Raw genomic sequence first — 16,531 nt, forward strand, 5'->3', positions numbered from 1 at the left:
ACGTAGGGTAGCTATTCTTTATTGCCAATGATGCTAATAGTAATCCTAACAACAATCCCGACAACGATGGAAATCTTATGTCTGCTGCTGCCTTAAATACTATACCAACTGACCTATCGACATATCAGCTTACCGATCAGTTCGTTGTGCAGCGTGCAAATAAAGAAGATTTAGCAGCAGTTTTAGTCATTTATAATCAAAGCATACCGGGCAAACAAGCAACAGCCAATCTTGCATTGGTTACGCTAGAGGAGCGTGCCGCTTGGTTTGAGGAGCATTTGGATAGTGCAACCAGACCAATATATGTGGTTAAAGCACTATCATCAAATAATATAGATCAAAAAAAAGCACCGATAGTCGCATGGGGCAGTTTTAGTGATTTGTACGCGCGTACGGCCTATCACATCAGTACCGAGATTAGCATCTATCTAAATCAAGATTATCAGGGCAAAGGGTTAGGCAGTTTGCTGACCCGTTGGATGTTGACGCAAGCACCAAGCCTAGGTATTCGAAATATCATCGCCCTTGTCTTTGCTCATAACCATCCAAGCTTAGGGTTATTTCGTAAGCTTGGCTTTGAACAATGGGGCTATATGCCCGAAGTTTGCGATATGGAAGGGTTTGTCGCTGATGTTGTGATGCTTGGTAAAGCAGTCACGTCAGACCATGTCTCAGATAAAGCGTCTGAAACAATTTAACTTGAAATGCTCTAACCTAAAATCTTCCATTGACCTTCTATCTTCTGTAGCTGGTAGGTCAGTGGTGCAGGTTCGCTCTGTCCTTTTAGCATCAGCTCGCCAGTGATGGTGGCACGAGTTTTATCATCATTATATTTGGTATCAGTAATCGTAACGCCATCCACCGTTTGCTGAAACGCAGACTGGGTATTGGCAAGCTCTTCTTCAAAGTTTGCCATATCAACTTGGTAATATGACGCAGCATCCTTCACGTCACCATAATATAAGCTGTTTAGGGCTTGCTTGACAGTATCCTCTGGCGTACCGGCTTGAGTTGGATTGGTCACTAGGCTTTTCTGTTTGGTCGCATCGGTGACTGGATTAATATTGTCACTCTCAATCGCTGTCTTATCTTCAGCGCTATCTGTCATTTCGCCTGTTTCGCTAGCACTGTCATCAGTCATTGCTTGGTCAGTCGTATCATTGTCTAATGTGACGTCTTCTGAGGTATCCACGGTCGCTGCCACATCTTCATTATCGATAGCAGTTTCAGCCGACTCATTATTGCTACAACCGCTAATAAGTAATCCAGTGCTTAGTACACCAGTTGCTAGCAAAATTGGTAAGCGCTGAAAGATTGGCTGTTTCGTTGTCATATTAAACCTCAAATGTCATGTATTCATTAATGATCTATTATGACAATTATCAGCAGCGAGCATTGTCATTTCTCATAACAGGCTTGTTTTGGTTTCGTAAGCCTGCCATGAGTTTGCTTATAATTTGTCCTAACCATGCTTTAGCTGACGCGGACGGAAACCAGTCGCTAGCAATACCACACCGTAAACCAGCGCTCCGACGGCACACATAATAATCAGCGCGACAATACGTTGCCACTGAGCCTGATCGGTAGGGAAGTAAGGCAGCATAAAATAAAGCACGCCAATCATAGAGCCAGTCGAGATAACAAACTGCGTAAATAGCTTTTTCCAATGCGGACCGAAACGGAAAATATCACGCTTATGTAAGAAGTAATATAGCAGGCCTGCGTTTACAAAAGCCGCGCCAGTCGTAGCCAATGCCAGACCACCATGTAGCGGTATCTCTAAGAAATAGAATATCCCGATAAAAATAACACTAAAGATCATATTGGCGATGACAGAGATGATGCCGATTTTAACAGGGGTTCTGGTGTCTTGACGCGCAAAAAACGCAGGGGCAAATATCTTAATAAGCATAAATCCTAAGATACCACCTGCCATACTACGTAGGGCCAGTGAACTCATTTGGGCATCACGTAAGGTAAACTCACCACGTAAAAACAGCGCTTGCATCAATACATCTGCCAGTACAAATAGGGCAGCCGAGGCAGGCACACCGACCAAGATAATAAGACGTGCTGCCCAGTCGATGGTTTTTTTGAAACTGACGTCGTCTTTTTGAGCTTCGCTTTTCGACAGACTTGGCAATATGACGGTACCAATCGCCACGCCAATCAGACCCAATGGAAGCTCGCTCATACGTTCAGCTGCATAGAGCCAAGAGACTGAACCGCCAATCATTAATGAGGCAAAAATGGTATTTAACAGTAAATTAATCTGAGTAACAGAAACACCAAAGATAGCAGGTAACATCAATTTTAAAATTCGACGAACGCCTTCGTGCTGGAAGTCAATCTTTGGTGCGACAAGCAGCTTTTGTTGCCAGAGCTGCGGCAGTTGAATTAAGAACTGTAGCAAACCTGCGATAGCAACGGCATAGCCGAGCGCCATAATAGGCGTATCAAACATCGGCGCAAAAATCAGTGCGCCACCAATCATACACAGGTTCAATAACACGGGCGCAAACGCCGGTGCAGCAAACCGACCGTAGCTTTGCAAAATGCCACTCGCAAAAGCTGTCATAGAGATGAATAGCAAATACGGAAAGGTAAGACGCAATAATTCAGCAGTGATGGCAAACTTATCAGGCTGATCGGCAAACCCAGGGGCAAACAATGTCACCACCCAGGGTGCGATTAAGATGACCACCACTGTCAGCATCGATAATACTAGCAATAATGCACCCGAGGTTCGACTGACTAAAATCTGTACTTGTTGCAAGCTGTACTTTTCTTTGTATTCGGACAGTACTGGCACGAAAGCTTGGCTAAACGCGCCTTCTGCAAACAATCGTCGTAAGAAGTTTGGGATTTTGAAGGCGACCAAAAAGGCATCCATCAAACCACCTGCACCAAAAACCCCTAGCAATACAACATCACGTACCAAACCTAAAATACGCGATAACATGGTCATACTGCTGACCACCATGGTTGAACGAAATAACCGACTTTTTGCCATGAGAACCTATCTTGCCAAGTTGTATATTGAGTTATGTGCCGATGTGATATGGATGAAAAACTGACGAATTATATCACTTTCACCATTGAGATAAATGGATTGAGTGTGGAAATCACTTATGTGATGGTGCATCGTTTTTCGTTGCATTAGCCACTAACTGGCGCAACCTTGCCCATTCAAAAAAATTACCAGGGTCAGTCTTACGCCCAGGCGCGATATCGCTATGGCCCGTCAAGTGGCGACGTGTTTTGGGATAGCCTTATAGATGGCGGCAATTACTTCGGCTAGCTGCTCATATTGAGCAGAGGTGAAGGACACAAAATCCGACCCTTCGAGCTCGATGCCAATGCTATAATCATTACATTCAGGTCGACCCAAGTAGCTAGACCGCCCAGCATGCCACGCCCGTTCGTTGAAATTAACAAACTGAGTGATAGCGCCATCATGTTCGATAAATAAATGCGCTGATACTTCTGCACCTTTAATTGTTTGAAAGTAAGGATGAGCATCCCAGTCTAATTGATTGGTAAATAATGCTTTCACGTAATGTGTACCATTAGTGTCGCAGGCACCAAATTCATTCGGTGGTAGCTGATATTGTGTACGACGATGGCGTCAATACTTAAATCTTTTGGCCTTACATTGTAATTGGGTGAAGCCAACCAAGTGGCTGCTGATAGTAGTCCATCTTTGATGGTCATTGGCGACGCAGATGCTGAGTTTGGTGATAATACGGGCATAATACTCTCTTTTTATACTAGTATTGATAATGGTGTGATAGACAATCTATCTAAGTAGCTAAACGATAGCAGGCGATGTGTTTGATTTTTTGACTCAGAAACTTTAATAACGCTGATAGCGTATGAATAATAACGTGCGAGATTTTACCTCATGTCTATAAAACTGACGTCCATACCTATCGATTGTACGCTAATGACGATTGGCCTGCGAGCACGTCTACCATTAGCTATAGCAGGGCTGCTACTCTCAGCTCAAACACAGGCATTTCTACCAACGCCGCTGTCTGTCCTTGAATCAGATGCATTGTCACCTGACGCATCTAGCATAGCACCTACTAGCACAGCACCTACTTATTCTAATTCAGATGCATTATCCGAGCCGGATAATATTAATAGTGCTGAACCTAATATTCAAAATAGTACTTTATCTGAATCAAGCTTAAAGACAGAGCAGCTACTATCAACATGGCGGCAGCAAGTAAAAGCAGACAAGTTGGCACAGCATACAACATGGCGACGCTTGTTGTATTTTTACGATGATAAAAACAGTGTATTGGGTAAAAAGAAAACAGAGAGTTTGGTTGATGATTCGAGCTTTTTCTTAAGTAAAAATGGTCAACGAGATTCAGGTGCAGAGTTGGATGCGATGCTCGCAGCACTTGCACAAGAGTTGGCGTCATCATCAGCAACTGATAACGACCAAGCCAAAACTGATACCAATAATAATTCTGTCTTATGTCGTTTTCCAGCACGAGTGGCATGGTTGACAGAGGTGCTAGCGATCGATGCTGCAAGTCTCTCGTCTGAGTGTCCTGAGCTAGATGAGTGGATGTCGACATTGGCGCCTGAGCAGCTGTCTATTATGTTTGCGCAGGAGTACTTGGACAATCCGCTCTCTGCATTTGCTCATACATTACTACGCATTGACTCAAAAGCGAGTATCGCCAATCCAAACCAAATTGATAAGGCTTATGCGCTGAACTATACGGTAGACGGTGATCCAAACGACAGTTTTCCAGTCTATGCTACCAAGTCAATGATTGGTAGCTACAACAGCGCTATCGAAATTGACCCATATCCAGAGATGCTAGCGAAATACCTGCAAGATGATGAACGTGATACGTGGACATATCAGTTGAGTCTGACGCCCGCGGAAGTGCAGCAGATTATGCGCCACGTTTGGGAAACCAAAGCATTAAAGATGTCTTATTACTTTACCACGGACAATTGTGCTTCTGAGATTCTGCGTCTTATTGATGTGGTCCGTCCACAGCAAAACTTACTGAGCCAATTGTCTTACGCAGTCGTGCCTTCTGATGTGATTCAGCTATTAAATGATGAGCAGTTGCTGGCAAGTACCACTTATACGCCTGCTGATAATACCGTACGTCAATCTCAGCTCAATGAGAAAAAACAACAGCGCGCACAGTTGGGCTATCACAATAGTGCCAAACAAACCGTGAATGAGATCAAGTCTGCGCAGCTCAACCCTGTATCGAGCATGTCAGCTGATGGGCAAACACTGCTCAAGCGTCAAATCGACGTATCGGATAATAATCCGATAGACAGGCATCCGCTACAGTTGGGTACGATAGGTATAGGGCAGCGTGGCGACAATGACTATATGGATATTGGGTTTCGAGCGGGGTTTCATGATACGCTTGACCACGCTTCAGGGTATCCACAGCTTTTTAATTTAGAAGGGCTGACTGCGACATTACGATTGTATGACACAGATGATAATAAGCCCAACCAGCCAGACAGTGTGGTATTGCAAAACGTCACTTTGATTCGTGGCCGCTCTTTTAACCCTGTTAATGCTGCCAAAAAAAGGCAATACTTGGGGCGCCAGTATCGAGGCGACGCGAGTAAACGATGGATCGCAAGAGGCAGGTACGGATCATTTGGTCGGTAGCGTGGGTTACGAAAAAGGCTGGTCATGGGCATTTGGTACACCAGCCGCAGGTACTGGTGAGATGCCGCCGCAACTGTGCTATATATTTTTGGCAGGTACGGCGCAAGCGGGGCGAGGTATCAATAAAGGCTTTCGTCTAGGCGCAGGTATCAATGCAGGCTGCCGTTATCAGATTAACAATCAGTTACGCGCGCAAGCTGAATTGCAATTGCCATATTGGTATCATGGCAGCAGCGATGAATCCAACGTCCGTGGCCATTATTGGCAACCAGTCTCAAGCTTAGGACTGCAATATGACATTGATAAGAAACAAGCACTACGTATTAATGCTAATTACGAATGGCAAGAACGTATCGATGCCAATGATGATATACAGCTATCGTACAGACGATACTTTTAGTCACTGATTTAGATATTGGTTTAGACACTGATTTAGCCGTTGATTTAGGCATTAATTTAAACAAAATGGCTTCTAAGTGCTGTAATCGTTGCATAAAGGAAGTTGTATAAAGGGAAACATGCTTTATGAGTACGCAAAATTTACTAATTATCGGGCAAGGTGATATTGGCCTACCAGTGACCAATAAACTCGCCCAAGATGGCTATTGTGTGACTGGGCTAGCTCGTAGTGAGCGCGAATACTATGATTTGGTAGATAGTGCAGATTTTTTTGCAGGCTAATGCGTTGACTTTGACGGCTGAGCAGCTACAAGCATTTACTCATATTGCGATTATCGTCACCCCTGATGAGTATTCGACCAGCGGTTATCACGACAGTTATCTAGCGATTAGTCAGCATTTAGCAACGCTTGCTCCACAGCTTATTAAACTTGAACGTGTGGTATTTATTTCTTCTACTGGTGTCTATGGTCAGGATAATGGCGAATGGATTGATGAGCATACTGCACCTGTTACGCCTGCGCGTGAAGCCTCGAAATTCATATTGCAAGCAGAACAAGCGCTGCAACAAGGCTTTGGTGATAAAGCCATTATTATTCGCCCCAGTGGTATCTACGGTCGCGAGCGCTTAATGCGACTACGCAAGGCTCGTGAGTCAAATAAAGATCCAGTGCCAGCTGAGCATTGGAGCAATCGCATTATGGATCGCGACTTGGTCAATATCATCACTAAAGTGTTGACGATAAAAGCACCAAAGACTGTCTATCTAGCGACGGACTATCGACCTGTTACTACGTTTGAGCTAGGGGTTTGGCTTAGTGAGCAGGTTGGTGAGACACCTCCTACTATTGATAATACAAAAATGTCAGTGACAGGAAAACGCTTGCACAGCAACATTCCGTTAGCTTGGCTTGATTATGCTGATTGGCAGACAGGCTACCGAGATATTTTGAATTATCAAGAGTAAGCCTTTAGAGCTGAGCCCTAAAGAGTAAAATAGTCCTTGGTATAATCGTTCTTATTTATTTTATAGTTTATGGAGATTTCATGTCCCAGCCTTCTACTTCTGATGACCGTTTGTCTCATGCTAATCTGGCAACAGAAGGCGGGCAGCTGGCAGAAGGTCACGTCCAAAAAAAGGCTGGTCAATCGTCTATGCTAGCTGATTCGCAGCAACCTGCGATCGTACATCCTAACTTTGATCCCAAACAATCTCCTCTTGACCCTGCCAGACCATTAAGTGATATTCCTGAGCCCGCTCGTCGCCTAAATGGTCAATTGCGCAGGCTTTATGGTAATTCGACTCGGTTCTATCAGCCCAATGCAGACAGCTTATCGAAATGGTCGCTGATTGCTTCAGAAGCGCTGGCTGAGCATTTATCATTGCTGAATGCGGCACAGCTTATCGAATTGCCGGATAGCTTTTATCAGAATCATAGTGAGCAGCCGTTAATATCGACATTATCAGATATGACATTATTAGACATGTCGGATATTCAACAGGCGATTCGCGCTTATCCAAAACTGAACCGTTACGGGTTTTTGCCTATTGATAACTCTACAGTGACTGAATCAGATAACGATTCAAACAACGATTCAAACAATGACAGCAAGGCTCAAAATTCTGCATTATTATCTATGCGCGCATTGACCAAACGCTATAATCCTGATGAGCTACTCAACAGTCTGTATGCCGATGATTGGCAAGTGATACTACAGCCGCAGCAGTTTGAGACAGGCGAGGGCAGTTTGGCCACGGATATCATGGCATGTAGCGTGGCCGTCCATGCGCTAAAGCAGTGTAGTACCCGTAAGAGTATCAATCATAGCTATAGCGCCGCAGACATATGTCAGCATGTGCGTAGCTACTTGCTCAGTCAGATCGTTTGTGAGCCGTCGCAACGCCACGCATATCGTCAGATTCGACTATTTGCTGGTCACATTATTGTTGCCGCTTATCATTTGGGCTGGGAGATACAGGTCCGAGCAGACGGACAGAGCTATTTTAATATCTCGTCACGTAGTGGTTTGTTGACTCGCTATGCCAATATGCAGGATTATGAGATCAATGGTTGGTCAAGCTGATCAATAATGCGTACAATAATGCAAATTTTTTTGTCCCCTCTTTTTGCTGATAGGAATGTCATAATGTCTCATGTAACACGCCCTCAAGACCCTAAATTTTCATCTCATCAATTTATTCAACTGGCTCTAGACAACCAAGTGCTCAAATTCGGTGAGTTTGTCCTAAAGTCTGGTCGTATCAGTCCTTACTTTTTTTAATGCAGGTTTGCTTGCGACTGGTGAGATGTTGTCACTGCTAGCACGTGGTTATGCAGATGCCTTAGCTGAACAAATGAATACAGCAAATAATAGCGATAATGAGCAAGAGCTGGTCATCTTTGGTGCGGCTTACAAAGGTATTCCTTTTGTCGCAGCGACAGCGCAAGCGTTATGGCTACATCATGGTATTAACGCCAAGTGGGGCTATAACCGTAAAGAAGCCAAAACTCACGGTGAAGGCGGCAATTTAGTAGGTGCTGACGTAACTGGTAAGGCTGTTTGGGTACTTGATGACGTCATCACAGCAGGTACAGCCATGCGCGAAGTGGTCGAGATTTTAGAGCAAGCAGGCGCAAGCGTTGCTGGTATTATCGTCGCACTTGATCGTAAAGAGAAAGGTCAAGCCGAGCACTCTGCTATTCAAGAGCTTGCCGCGACACTAGAAGTACCTGTACGTGCATTGGTCGATATCGATGATTTGATCAGTTATTTGGCCGATGACCATGGTGCACAAAACGGCCAACATAAAGACGCGACCCAATTATCCAAAATGCAACACTACCGTGAGCAGTACGGCGTATAGTTGGGCACCGATGTTGTTTAATAGGTGTGTTTCATATCAACAATATAACGTAAGTGAGTCTTATTATGAGCCAACAAAAACAAGAAAAGTCGCTAAAAATACTCGTTATTATGGATCCGATCGAGCGGGTTAATTATAAAAAAAGACACCAGTCTCGCTATGATGTGGTCCGCTCAAGACCGTGGCCATCAGCTCGGTTATTGTCAGATTCATGACCTGTGGTTGGACCGTGGTCAGTTGATGGTTGATACGCAGCCACTGACAGTAAAGCGTGATCCTGCAGATTTCTATACATTGGGTGATAAAAGCACAGGGCCAGTCGGCAACTATGACGTGATTTTGATGCGCAAAGATCCACCGTTTGATATGCGCTTTATTTATGCCACTTATATGCTTGACCATGCCAAAGCAGCAGGCGTGCTCGTGGTCAATGATCCACAAGCGATTCGCGACTGCAATGAGAAGTTGTTTGCGACATGGTTTAGCGATTATATGAGCCCAACGATTGTGACTAGCAAACAAGCACACATTCGTAAGTTCATCGCTGAACAACAGGACGTCATCGTCAAGCCACTAGATGGTATGGGCGGCACTGGCATCTTCCGTTTGACTGCTGATAGCCCAAACATCGGAGTGACGTTAGAGATACTGACTGAGCTTGAAACTTTGCCTATCATGGCGCAGCGTTATTTGCCAGAAATCAAAGAGGGCGATAAACGCGTGTTGATCGTCGATGGTGTCGTGGTAGATTATAGTTTGGCTCGTATTCCAACCAAAGGCGAGACCCGTGGTAATCTAGCAGCTGGTGGTAGTGGCGTTGCTATGCCATTGACTGATATCGAACGCCAAGTAGCAGAAATAGTGGCACCAATTGTCAAAGAAAAAGGCCTAATGTTCGTTGGTCTAGACTTGATCGGTGGGCGCATCACTGAGATTAACGTTACTAGCCCAACATGCGTACGTGAGATTGATGACCAATGCGGTACAGATATCGCGACCGACTTTATCATGGCGATTGAGAATAAATTTACTGCGTAGCTTTAGCTATACTCAGGAATGTTTTGAGTTCAGGGATATTTTGACTACGTAAAACCCGTATTTTGAGGTATTGTTAGTCATTGATTTTCCTTACCGTTTATTAGCATTACACGACGCCAAGCTATGACCGATCATGGCTTGGATTTTTGTTATTTTTGCTGCATAAAGTACTGTATATAAGACAATGATTTCCTCTATACTATGCGGGCTTTGGCTAGGTCATTATTTTTCATAATTGTTACCGCCGCAGTGAGATAAACCCTTCATATAAATAAAGTAAAGATAGGCAGGCGTTCATGAAAACACCGCATATATTGATGATGGCAGCTGGTACGGGCGGGCATGTTTTTCCAGCGCTTGCAGTGAGCGACGAGTTGACCCAGCGCGGTGCGGTGATTCATTGGTTAGGAACGCCAAACGGTATGGAAAATGGGTTGGTTGAGCCAACAGGTTATCCTTTTCATGCTATTAATATGCAAGGACTTCGTGGCAAAGGCGTTGGTCGACTACTGAAGCTACCAATGACTTTGCTATCCGCGACGATGGCAGCCGTAAAAGTGATTCGCAGTAATCAGATTGACGTGGTCGTTGGGTTCGGTGGTTATGTCACTGCACCTGGCGGTATCGCTGCGCGTATGACTAATACGCCGTTGATCATCCATGAGCAAAATGCCATCGCTGGCATGAGTAACCGCTACCTATCTAAGCTATCGACTAAGACATTACAAGCGTTCGAGAATACCTTTGCTAATAGTCAGCAAGATGCCAAACTTGAGACAGTGGGCAATCCTGTGCGTAACGCCATTACTGGTGTCGCAGAGCCAACGGTACGCTACGATGTAAATGACAGTTCACCGCTTAAACTATTGGTAGTCGGCGGTTCACTTGGCGCTCAGATATTAAATGATACAGTACCAAAAGCGTTAGCATTATTAGATCAGCCGTTTGAAGTCTTACACCAGTGTGGACGCAACAATGAAGCAGCCACGCAAGCAGCTTATAGCGCACAAGACCTAAACAACCATCAGTTACTGTACAGCCTTTTATTGATGATATGGCTGCAGCTTATAACTGGGCAGACATCATCGTTTGCCGCGCAGGTGCACTGACCGTGACGGAAATTCAAAACGTCGGCATCGCCGCTATTTTTGTACCGTTACCGCATGCAGTGGATGACCATCAGACGGCCAATGCACGCACGCTGACCTCGCATGATGCGGCAATTCTATTGCGCAGTCAGAGCTAACTGCCAAGAGTCTAAGTGACGAGCTTGGCGTACTCAATCGAGAGAAGTGCCTAGCGATGGCAAAAAAAGGCCACGCATTGGCCAACCGTAGTGCGAGCAAGCAAGTTGCTGATATCATTTGGCAAGCGCTATAGTCTGTCATCTATACCCTTATTTGAATTTACCAAGTTTTATTGACCTTTAATAAAGAGATATCCTTATGCCTACCTCTGCGAAAGCTCTACCTAAGCGTTTGATTGAAATACCAGAAATGCGCCGTATTCAGCATTTGCATTTTATCGGTATTGGTGGCTCAGGCATGTGTGGTATCGCTGAGGTGATGAACAATCAAGGCTATCAAGTCAGTGTTCTGACATCGCAGAAAGCTTGGTGACTAAGCGTCTCCAGCAGATTGGCATTGAAATATCTATTGGCCATGACTCCAAAAATATTGCCAATGCTGACGTTATCGTTGTCTCATCAGCGATTGATCGTAGCAACCCTGAGGTAAAAGCAGCACTTGAAGCTCGCCTGCCAGTAGTACGCCGCGCTGATATGCTTGGTGAATTAATGCGCTATCGTCATGGTATCGCAGTTGCTGGCGCGCATGGTAAAACGACAACGACGAGTTTGCTAACCACAATGATGGCAGAAGGACAGCTAGATCCTACCTATGTCATCGGCGGTAAGTTAAATGCGTCAGGCAAAAATGCGGCATTGGGTAGCAGCCGTTTCTTGGTAGCAGAGGCTGATGAGTCTGATGCATCGTTCTTGTCATTGCATCCGATGGCCGCGATTGTGACCAACATCGACCAAGACCATATGGAAACCTACGAAAACAGCTTTGATAAATTAAAAGCCGCTTATATCCAGTTTCTACAAAACATGCCGTTTTACGGTTTGGCAGTGGTCTGCGGTGATGACCCTGAACTGTATGCAATGATCGATGATATCGGTCGTCCAGTATTGACCTTTGGTCTTGAGCCGTTCAATGATGTACAAGCTGTAGACTTGGTAACGGAAGGAACTAAAACTCACTTTACCGTATTGCGCCGTGACCGTGAACCATTACGCCTAACGTTAAATATTCCTGGTACACATAACGTTTATAACGCGCTTGCTGCCATCACGATGGCGACTGACGAAGGCGTTGATGATGCAGCGATTGAGCGCGCCCTGCAAAAATTTGAAGGCGTGGGTCGTCGTTTTGAGCAGCATGCTTCTGTCGATATCGATGATGGTAATGTCTTATTGATTGATGATTATGGTCATCATCCAAAAGAAGTCGATGCGACCATCAAAGCGGCTCGTCAAAGCTTCCCTGATCGTCGTTTAGTGATGCTATTTCAGCCGCATCGTTATAGCCGTACTCGTGATTGCTACGACGATTTTGTAGAAGTGCTATCGAGCGTTGATGAGCTATTATTATTAGATGTTTATTCAGCAGGGGAGAGTCCGATTACGGGCGCTGATACCAAATCACTAGCGCGTAGTATCCGTTTGCGCGGTGAAGTTGAACCGACTATTATTGATAAAGACAATCTAGCTCCTGTTATGCAGCGTTTGTTAAAAGCCAACGACATGCTGATTACCCAAGGCGCTGGTAATGTCGGGCAGATTGCTATCGATTTGGCTGCCAATAACCTTTATATTAAGTAAGCTAAAATTTAGGGACGATCCTCATGACAACTGATAATAAAGACAATAATAGCACTCAAAATGCAGCTATCAATGATACATCTTTAAACACGACGACTCATGCAAAAGACGCCAGTCAGTTTGGCAAAGTAGCCGTTATTTATGGTGGCAGTAGCAATGAGCGCAGCGTGTCTTTGGACAGTGGTGCGGCAGTATTGCAAGCGCTCCAAAACCAAGGCGTTGATGCCACTCATTTTGATCCAAAGCACCAAGACATCACTGAGCTGCGCAAATATGACCGCGTGTTTAATGTGTTGCATGGTCGTGGCGGCGAAGATGGCTTGTTGCAAGGCGTATTACAGTGGTTTGATATACCGCAAACAGGTTCAGGCATTCTAGCTTCTGCACTAGGTATGGACAAAGTACGTACCAAGCAATTGTGGCAAGGCTGCGGCTTATCAACTGCACCATTTTCATTATTGACAGCTGATACTGACTGGCAGCAAGTGGTTAATATGTTAGGTCTGCCACTTATCATTAAACCAGTTCATGAAGGTTCGAGCATTGGCATGACCAAGGTCAACCACCTTGACGAACTGCCTGCCGCTTATGCAACGGCAGTGGAGTGTGGTGACGCGGTGATGGCTGAGCGCTGGATTACAGGTCGCGAATTTACGATTGTGATTATCGATGATGAAGCCTATCCAGTGATTCGTCTCGAACCAGCTGATATCACTAATTTCTATGATTTTGAAGCCAAGTACAATCGCAACGATACCAGTTACTACATTCCCTGTGGATTGAGCGCTGCTGATGAAAAGCACTTGCAAGATTTAAGCCTTGCGGCATTTCGTGCAGTAGATGCAAAAGGCTGGGGGCGTATTGATGCTATGCAAGACGAAGCAGGCAATTTTTGGTTGCTGGAAATCAATACCGTGCCAGGTATGACCAGTCATAGTTTGGTTCCGATGGCGGCCAAAGCTCGTGGATTAGATTTTGATGCACTATGCTGGCACATTTTGGCGCAAACGCTATAACTGTTAAATCAACTAAATTAAGCAGATAGTGACGACTCTTTGTGTCACTAGAGCTGCTATACCACAGCTTCATGTAAACTTGTGTAAATTCGCTGCTACTAGTTGGTGTTTGGCTATTGTTTAACCATAAAATACGTTAATATTGTAAGAATAGGTCTATTTCGGTGATATTTATGTTGTTTTGTGAATACAACTGATAACTTATTCATAATTTAAGAAAAATGTTACGTTTAAATCAACGTAATCGCTGTATATAAGCTATATTTTTAATAAAATTTGATAACATATCGACTTAATAAGCTTCTGCCAAAAATACGCAGATTTATATCAATAAATAGCATGATCAGTTTTATGCAAATATAGGGACAAAGGTCGTTATGGCTCAAACTGTCAACGAGGTAACTGACTTGATGAGTGATAAAGCCGGTCGCCCAAAATCTAAGATCCAAATACCAGCAACGGTAAAGTATCTATTTATGGTACTGGTCTTAGGCTTGCTAGTGCTAATATTAATGATGGGCGGCAAAGCGCTACGTGATGCGCCGCCAGCAAATATTTATGTCAGTAATCAAGGTTTGTCTGCTGCTCAATATCGCTCATTACAAGATGTGATGGAACAACAACAAGTAAGTAGCTTCTTTACTTCTGATTTGCAAGCATTGCGCGACATCACGATGGGCTTAGCTTGGGTAGACCAAGTGAGTATCTCTCGTGATTGGCAACGTGGCATCGTCGTCAACGCATTACCCAAGCAAGCAGTTGCTAATTTTGGTACAGAACGTTTGGTCGATGCAAAAGGCGCTGTGTTTGTTCCTGCTGATAGTAGAGATTTAACACAAGAGCGTTTTGCTACCCTACAAGGCGAGATGTCTCAAGCGCCAGTTATTATGCAACAGATGCAGCAGGTCAATGATTGGTATGCACCGCTTGGTATGCAGGTCGAAGATATCATTCTGTCACCGAGAATGACTTGGCTAATCCGCTTTGACAATGGGCTACGTGTGATTGTAGACAATGAAAATACGGCGCAAAAACTACTGAATTTAAGCCAACTGCTTGGCAATCAGTTAAGTACGCGTCGAGATGAAATGCAGTCTGTAGATTTACGATACAAAAATGGCTTTACCATCGCTTGGAACGTGACACAGAGTGCTGAAGCAGAATAGCCTAAGTAAGTACTACATCTATGCATAACCGATGTGAGCTAATACGGTTTATTTAGTTTGAAGAAAATATGTACAACATCATAGCGTATTAGTAACGCTTTTTTTAATGATTTAATAGAAGAGCATCACTTGCTCTTCTATTTAGCGATAATTTGTCTGGTACCATGAAAAATAATGAAAATCTGGTTGTTGTCCATCTAAGTGCCACGGCAGTATATGTCGTCATAGGCAATGTTGTCTCTGCAAAAGACATTCGTATTTTGGGTGTAGGACAAGTTAAAAACAGCGATTTTTATCAAGGTCAAATAAAGCACCGTGAACGTCTGCAAGGTGCTATTAAGCAAGCCATTCAAGAAGCAGAAGACACCGCTAATTGTCGTGTGCATAGTGTTTGGTTAACGCTTGCGACACCTGAGCTATCTAGCAAAAACAGTGCTGGAGAGGTCAAAGTAGAAGATGAAGTTGTACGTGCCCAAGATATGGTACAAGCATTGGCCAATGCAAAATCGCGTGATTTATCATCTGACTATTATTTGATGCATTGCTGTCAGCAAGGTATCTATGTCGATGAGCAAGATTTTATGGTGGATGATGTCATCGAGATGATGGCACACAATATCACCGTGATGTACCACATGATGATGATGCCTGTTGCCAGCCGTCAGAATATCCAAAAACTATTGCAAAGTTGTGACGTTGGCATTGATCATATTGTTTTCGATGCAGTGACCAGTGCTGAGTATAGTTTGATGACTGAGGAACGCCAGCAAGGCGTTTGCTTAGTAGATATCGGTGCTAGTACGACCAGCATTTGTGTGTATAAAGAGAATAAGTTGATTTTTACACATTGTATAGCAACGGGCAGTCATGAAGTGACAATGGATATTTCAGCTGATTTTGGTATTTCCATGATTGAAGCTGAAAAGCTGAAAAAGTCTCATGGTACAGCTGATGTTAATAGTGTCGATCCAAGCGCCTTCTTCTTATTCAAACCTCAAGGATCGGGCGACGAAATCAATATTGGTATCTATAACTTGGCACGTATTATTGAAGCTCGTTACGTTCAGATATTTACTGAAGTAGCGCGTCAATTACACGAAGCAGGTTTGATAGGCTATATCGATAAAGGGATTGTGTTGACTGGCGGCGGTAGTACGATTAAAGGTATGATACCCTTTGCCAAAAAGCTACTAAAAATGCCTGTCGTACTGACCAATACTCATCCTGCTATCAGTGCTTATAATCATTTTGATAATGATGAGTCGTTTAAGCTATTAAATAGTCAAGTGAATGACCGTGCTTATCAGACGGCTTTTGGCACATTGTTATATAGTCAGAGCGAGCAATTCCGCCGTAGCGAAAAAAAAGTGAACCTGAAGCGATTCAAAACAATCGAGTATCAGGCGTATTTCGGAGTGCGGGTCAACGGTTTGCAAATGTTTTAAAGAAAATACTATAGATTCGTTTAACCTCATATCTAGAGCATCCATACAT

At 44.1% G+C, this 16,531-nt stretch carries 11 protein-coding genes and 5 pseudogenes; 13 read left to right on the plus strand and 3 right to left on the minus strand.

The features are described from left to right. The first annotated feature begins 77 nt into the window (after positions 1-77). Positions 78-698 (plus strand): GNAT family N-acetyltransferase, encoded by a 621-nt coding sequence (locus tag TT11_RS02725; protein WP_261868999.1) that lies wholly within the window; start codon positions 78-80, stop codon positions 696-698. A gap of 11 nt (positions 699-709) precedes the next feature. Here the strand turns inward: TT11_RS02725 and TT11_RS02730 are convergent, their stop codons facing one another. The 3 genes and pseudogenes from TT11_RS02730 to ampD all read right to left on the minus strand — a co-directional run bounded on the left by TT11_RS02730 (position 710) and on the right by ampD (position 3,753). Further along, the gene (locus TT11_RS02730) at positions 710-1,333 is read right to left on the minus strand and encodes a hypothetical protein (protein WP_261869000.1); all 624 of its coding nucleotides are present in this window, start codon (positions 1,331-1,333) and stop codon (positions 710-712) included. A 129-nt stretch (positions 1,334-1,462) separates the two neighbouring features. Continuing rightward, positions 1,463-3,013 carry a murein biosynthesis integral membrane protein MurJ gene (gene murJ, locus TT11_RS02735; protein WP_261869001.1) on the minus strand — a complete coding sequence of 517 codons (1,551 nt, stop codon included), beginning with the start codon at positions 3,011-3,013 and terminating at the stop codon, positions 1,463-1,465. Positions 3,014-3,125: 112 nt separating this feature from the next. After that, positions 3,126-3,753: pseudogene (gene ampD, locus TT11_RS02740) on the minus strand (1,6-anhydro-N-acetylmuramyl-L-alanine amidase AmpD). Positions 3,754-3,904: 151 nt separating this feature from the next. On the opposite strand from ampD, the gene TT11_RS02745 reads away from it, so the two are divergent. From TT11_RS02745 to ftsA, 12 genes and pseudogenes are all read left to right on the plus strand, one after another. Then, positions 3,905-5,668: a DUF4105 domain-containing protein gene (locus TT11_RS02745; protein WP_261869002.1), complete on the plus strand. Its 1,764-nt coding sequence runs from the start codon at positions 3,905-3,907 to the stop codon at positions 5,666-5,668. Continuing rightward, positions 5,658-6,068, plus strand: a complete 411-nt coding sequence (locus TT11_RS02750) for a hypothetical protein (RefSeq protein WP_261869003.1) — start codon at positions 5,658-5,660, stop codon at positions 6,066-6,068. Before TT11_RS02745 ends, TT11_RS02750 begins: the two co-directional genes overlap by 11 nt. Before the next feature lie 125 nt (positions 6,069-6,193). Beyond that, positions 6,194-6,349, plus strand: a complete 156-nt coding sequence (locus TT11_RS16915; protein WP_370587760.1) for a hypothetical protein — start codon at positions 6,194-6,196, stop codon at positions 6,347-6,349. Continuing rightward, positions 6,339-7,034, plus strand: coding sequence for an NAD-dependent epimerase/dehydratase family protein (locus tag TT11_RS02755; protein ID WP_370587761.1), 696 nt, complete (start codon positions 6,339-6,341; stop codon positions 7,032-7,034). The genes TT11_RS16915 and TT11_RS02755 overlap by 11 nt, the downstream gene beginning before the upstream one ends. Before the next feature lie 80 nt (positions 7,035-7,114). Beyond that, on the plus strand, positions 7,115-8,152 hold the full coding sequence (locus TT11_RS02760; RefSeq protein WP_261869004.1) for a hypothetical protein: 1,038 nt from the start codon (positions 7,115-7,117) through the stop codon (positions 8,150-8,152). A gap of 63 nt (positions 8,153-8,215) precedes the next feature. Then, positions 8,216-8,933: pseudogene (pyrE, locus tag TT11_RS02765) on the plus strand (orotate phosphoribosyltransferase). Between the two features lie 65 nt (positions 8,934-8,998). Next, a pseudogene (gene gshB, locus TT11_RS02770) lies at positions 8,999-9,971 on the plus strand (glutathione synthase). A 296-nt stretch (positions 9,972-10,267) separates the two neighbouring features. Further along, positions 10,268-11,351: pseudogene (murG, locus tag TT11_RS02775) on the plus strand (undecaprenyldiphospho-muramoylpentapeptide beta-N-acetylglucosaminyltransferase). Positions 11,352-11,416: 65 nt separating this feature from the next. Beyond that, positions 11,417-12,855: pseudogene (gene murC / locus TT11_RS02785) on the plus strand (UDP-N-acetylmuramate--L-alanine ligase). A 23-nt stretch (positions 12,856-12,878) separates the two neighbouring features. Then, the gene (locus TT11_RS02790) at positions 12,879-13,871 is read left to right on the plus strand and encodes a D-alanine--D-alanine ligase (protein ID WP_238069884.1); all 993 of its coding nucleotides are present in this window, start codon (positions 12,879-12,881) and stop codon (positions 13,869-13,871) included. Positions 13,872-14,248: 377 nt separating this feature from the next. Continuing rightward, positions 14,249-15,037, plus strand: a complete 789-nt coding sequence (locus TT11_RS02795) for a cell division protein FtsQ/DivIB (RefSeq protein WP_261869007.1) — start codon at positions 14,249-14,251, stop codon at positions 15,035-15,037. Positions 15,038-15,201: 164 nt separating this feature from the next. Beyond that, positions 15,202-16,482: a cell division protein FtsA gene (ftsA, locus tag TT11_RS02800; protein ID WP_261869008.1), complete on the plus strand. Its 1,281-nt coding sequence runs from the start codon at positions 15,202-15,204 to the stop codon at positions 16,480-16,482. The last annotated feature ends 49 nt before the right edge of the window (positions 16,483-16,531 follow it).

The sequence above is a fragment of the Psychrobacter sp. JCM 18901 genome (assembly GCF_000586435.1).
Taxonomy (GTDB): Bacteria; Pseudomonadota; Gammaproteobacteria; order Pseudomonadales; family Moraxellaceae; genus Psychrobacter.

Bases quoted from the DNA above. Each gene is read 5' to 3' on its own strand.
- TT11_RS02725 (WP_261868999.1), top strand. From the start codon at position 78: ATGTCTGCTGCTGCCTTAAATACTATACCAACTGACCTATCGACATAT.
- TT11_RS02730 (WP_261869000.1), bottom strand. From the start codon at position 1,333: ATGACAACGAAACAGCCAATCTTTCAGCGCTTACCAATTTTGCTAGCA.
- murJ (WP_261869001.1), bottom strand. From the start codon at position 3,013: ATGGCAAAAAGTCGGTTATTTCGTTCAACCATGGTGGTCAGCAGTATG.
- TT11_RS02745 (WP_261869002.1), top strand. From the start codon at position 3,905: ATGTCTATAAAACTGACGTCCATACCTATCGATTGTACGCTAATGACG.
- TT11_RS16915 (WP_370587760.1), top strand. From the start codon at position 6,194: ATGAGTACGCAAAATTTACTAATTATCGGGCAAGGTGATATTGGCCTA.
- TT11_RS02760 (WP_261869004.1), top strand. From the start codon at position 7,115: ATGTCCCAGCCTTCTACTTCTGATGACCGTTTGTCTCATGCTAATCTG.
- TT11_RS02790 (WP_238069884.1), top strand. From the start codon at position 12,879: ATGACAACTGATAATAAAGACAATAATAGCACTCAAAATGCAGCTATC.
- TT11_RS02795 (WP_261869007.1), top strand. From the start codon at position 14,249: ATGGCTCAAACTGTCAACGAGGTAACTGACTTGATGAGTGATAAAGCC.
- ftsA (WP_261869008.1), top strand. From the start codon at position 15,202: ATGAAAAATAATGAAAATCTGGTTGTTGTCCATCTAAGTGCCACGGCA.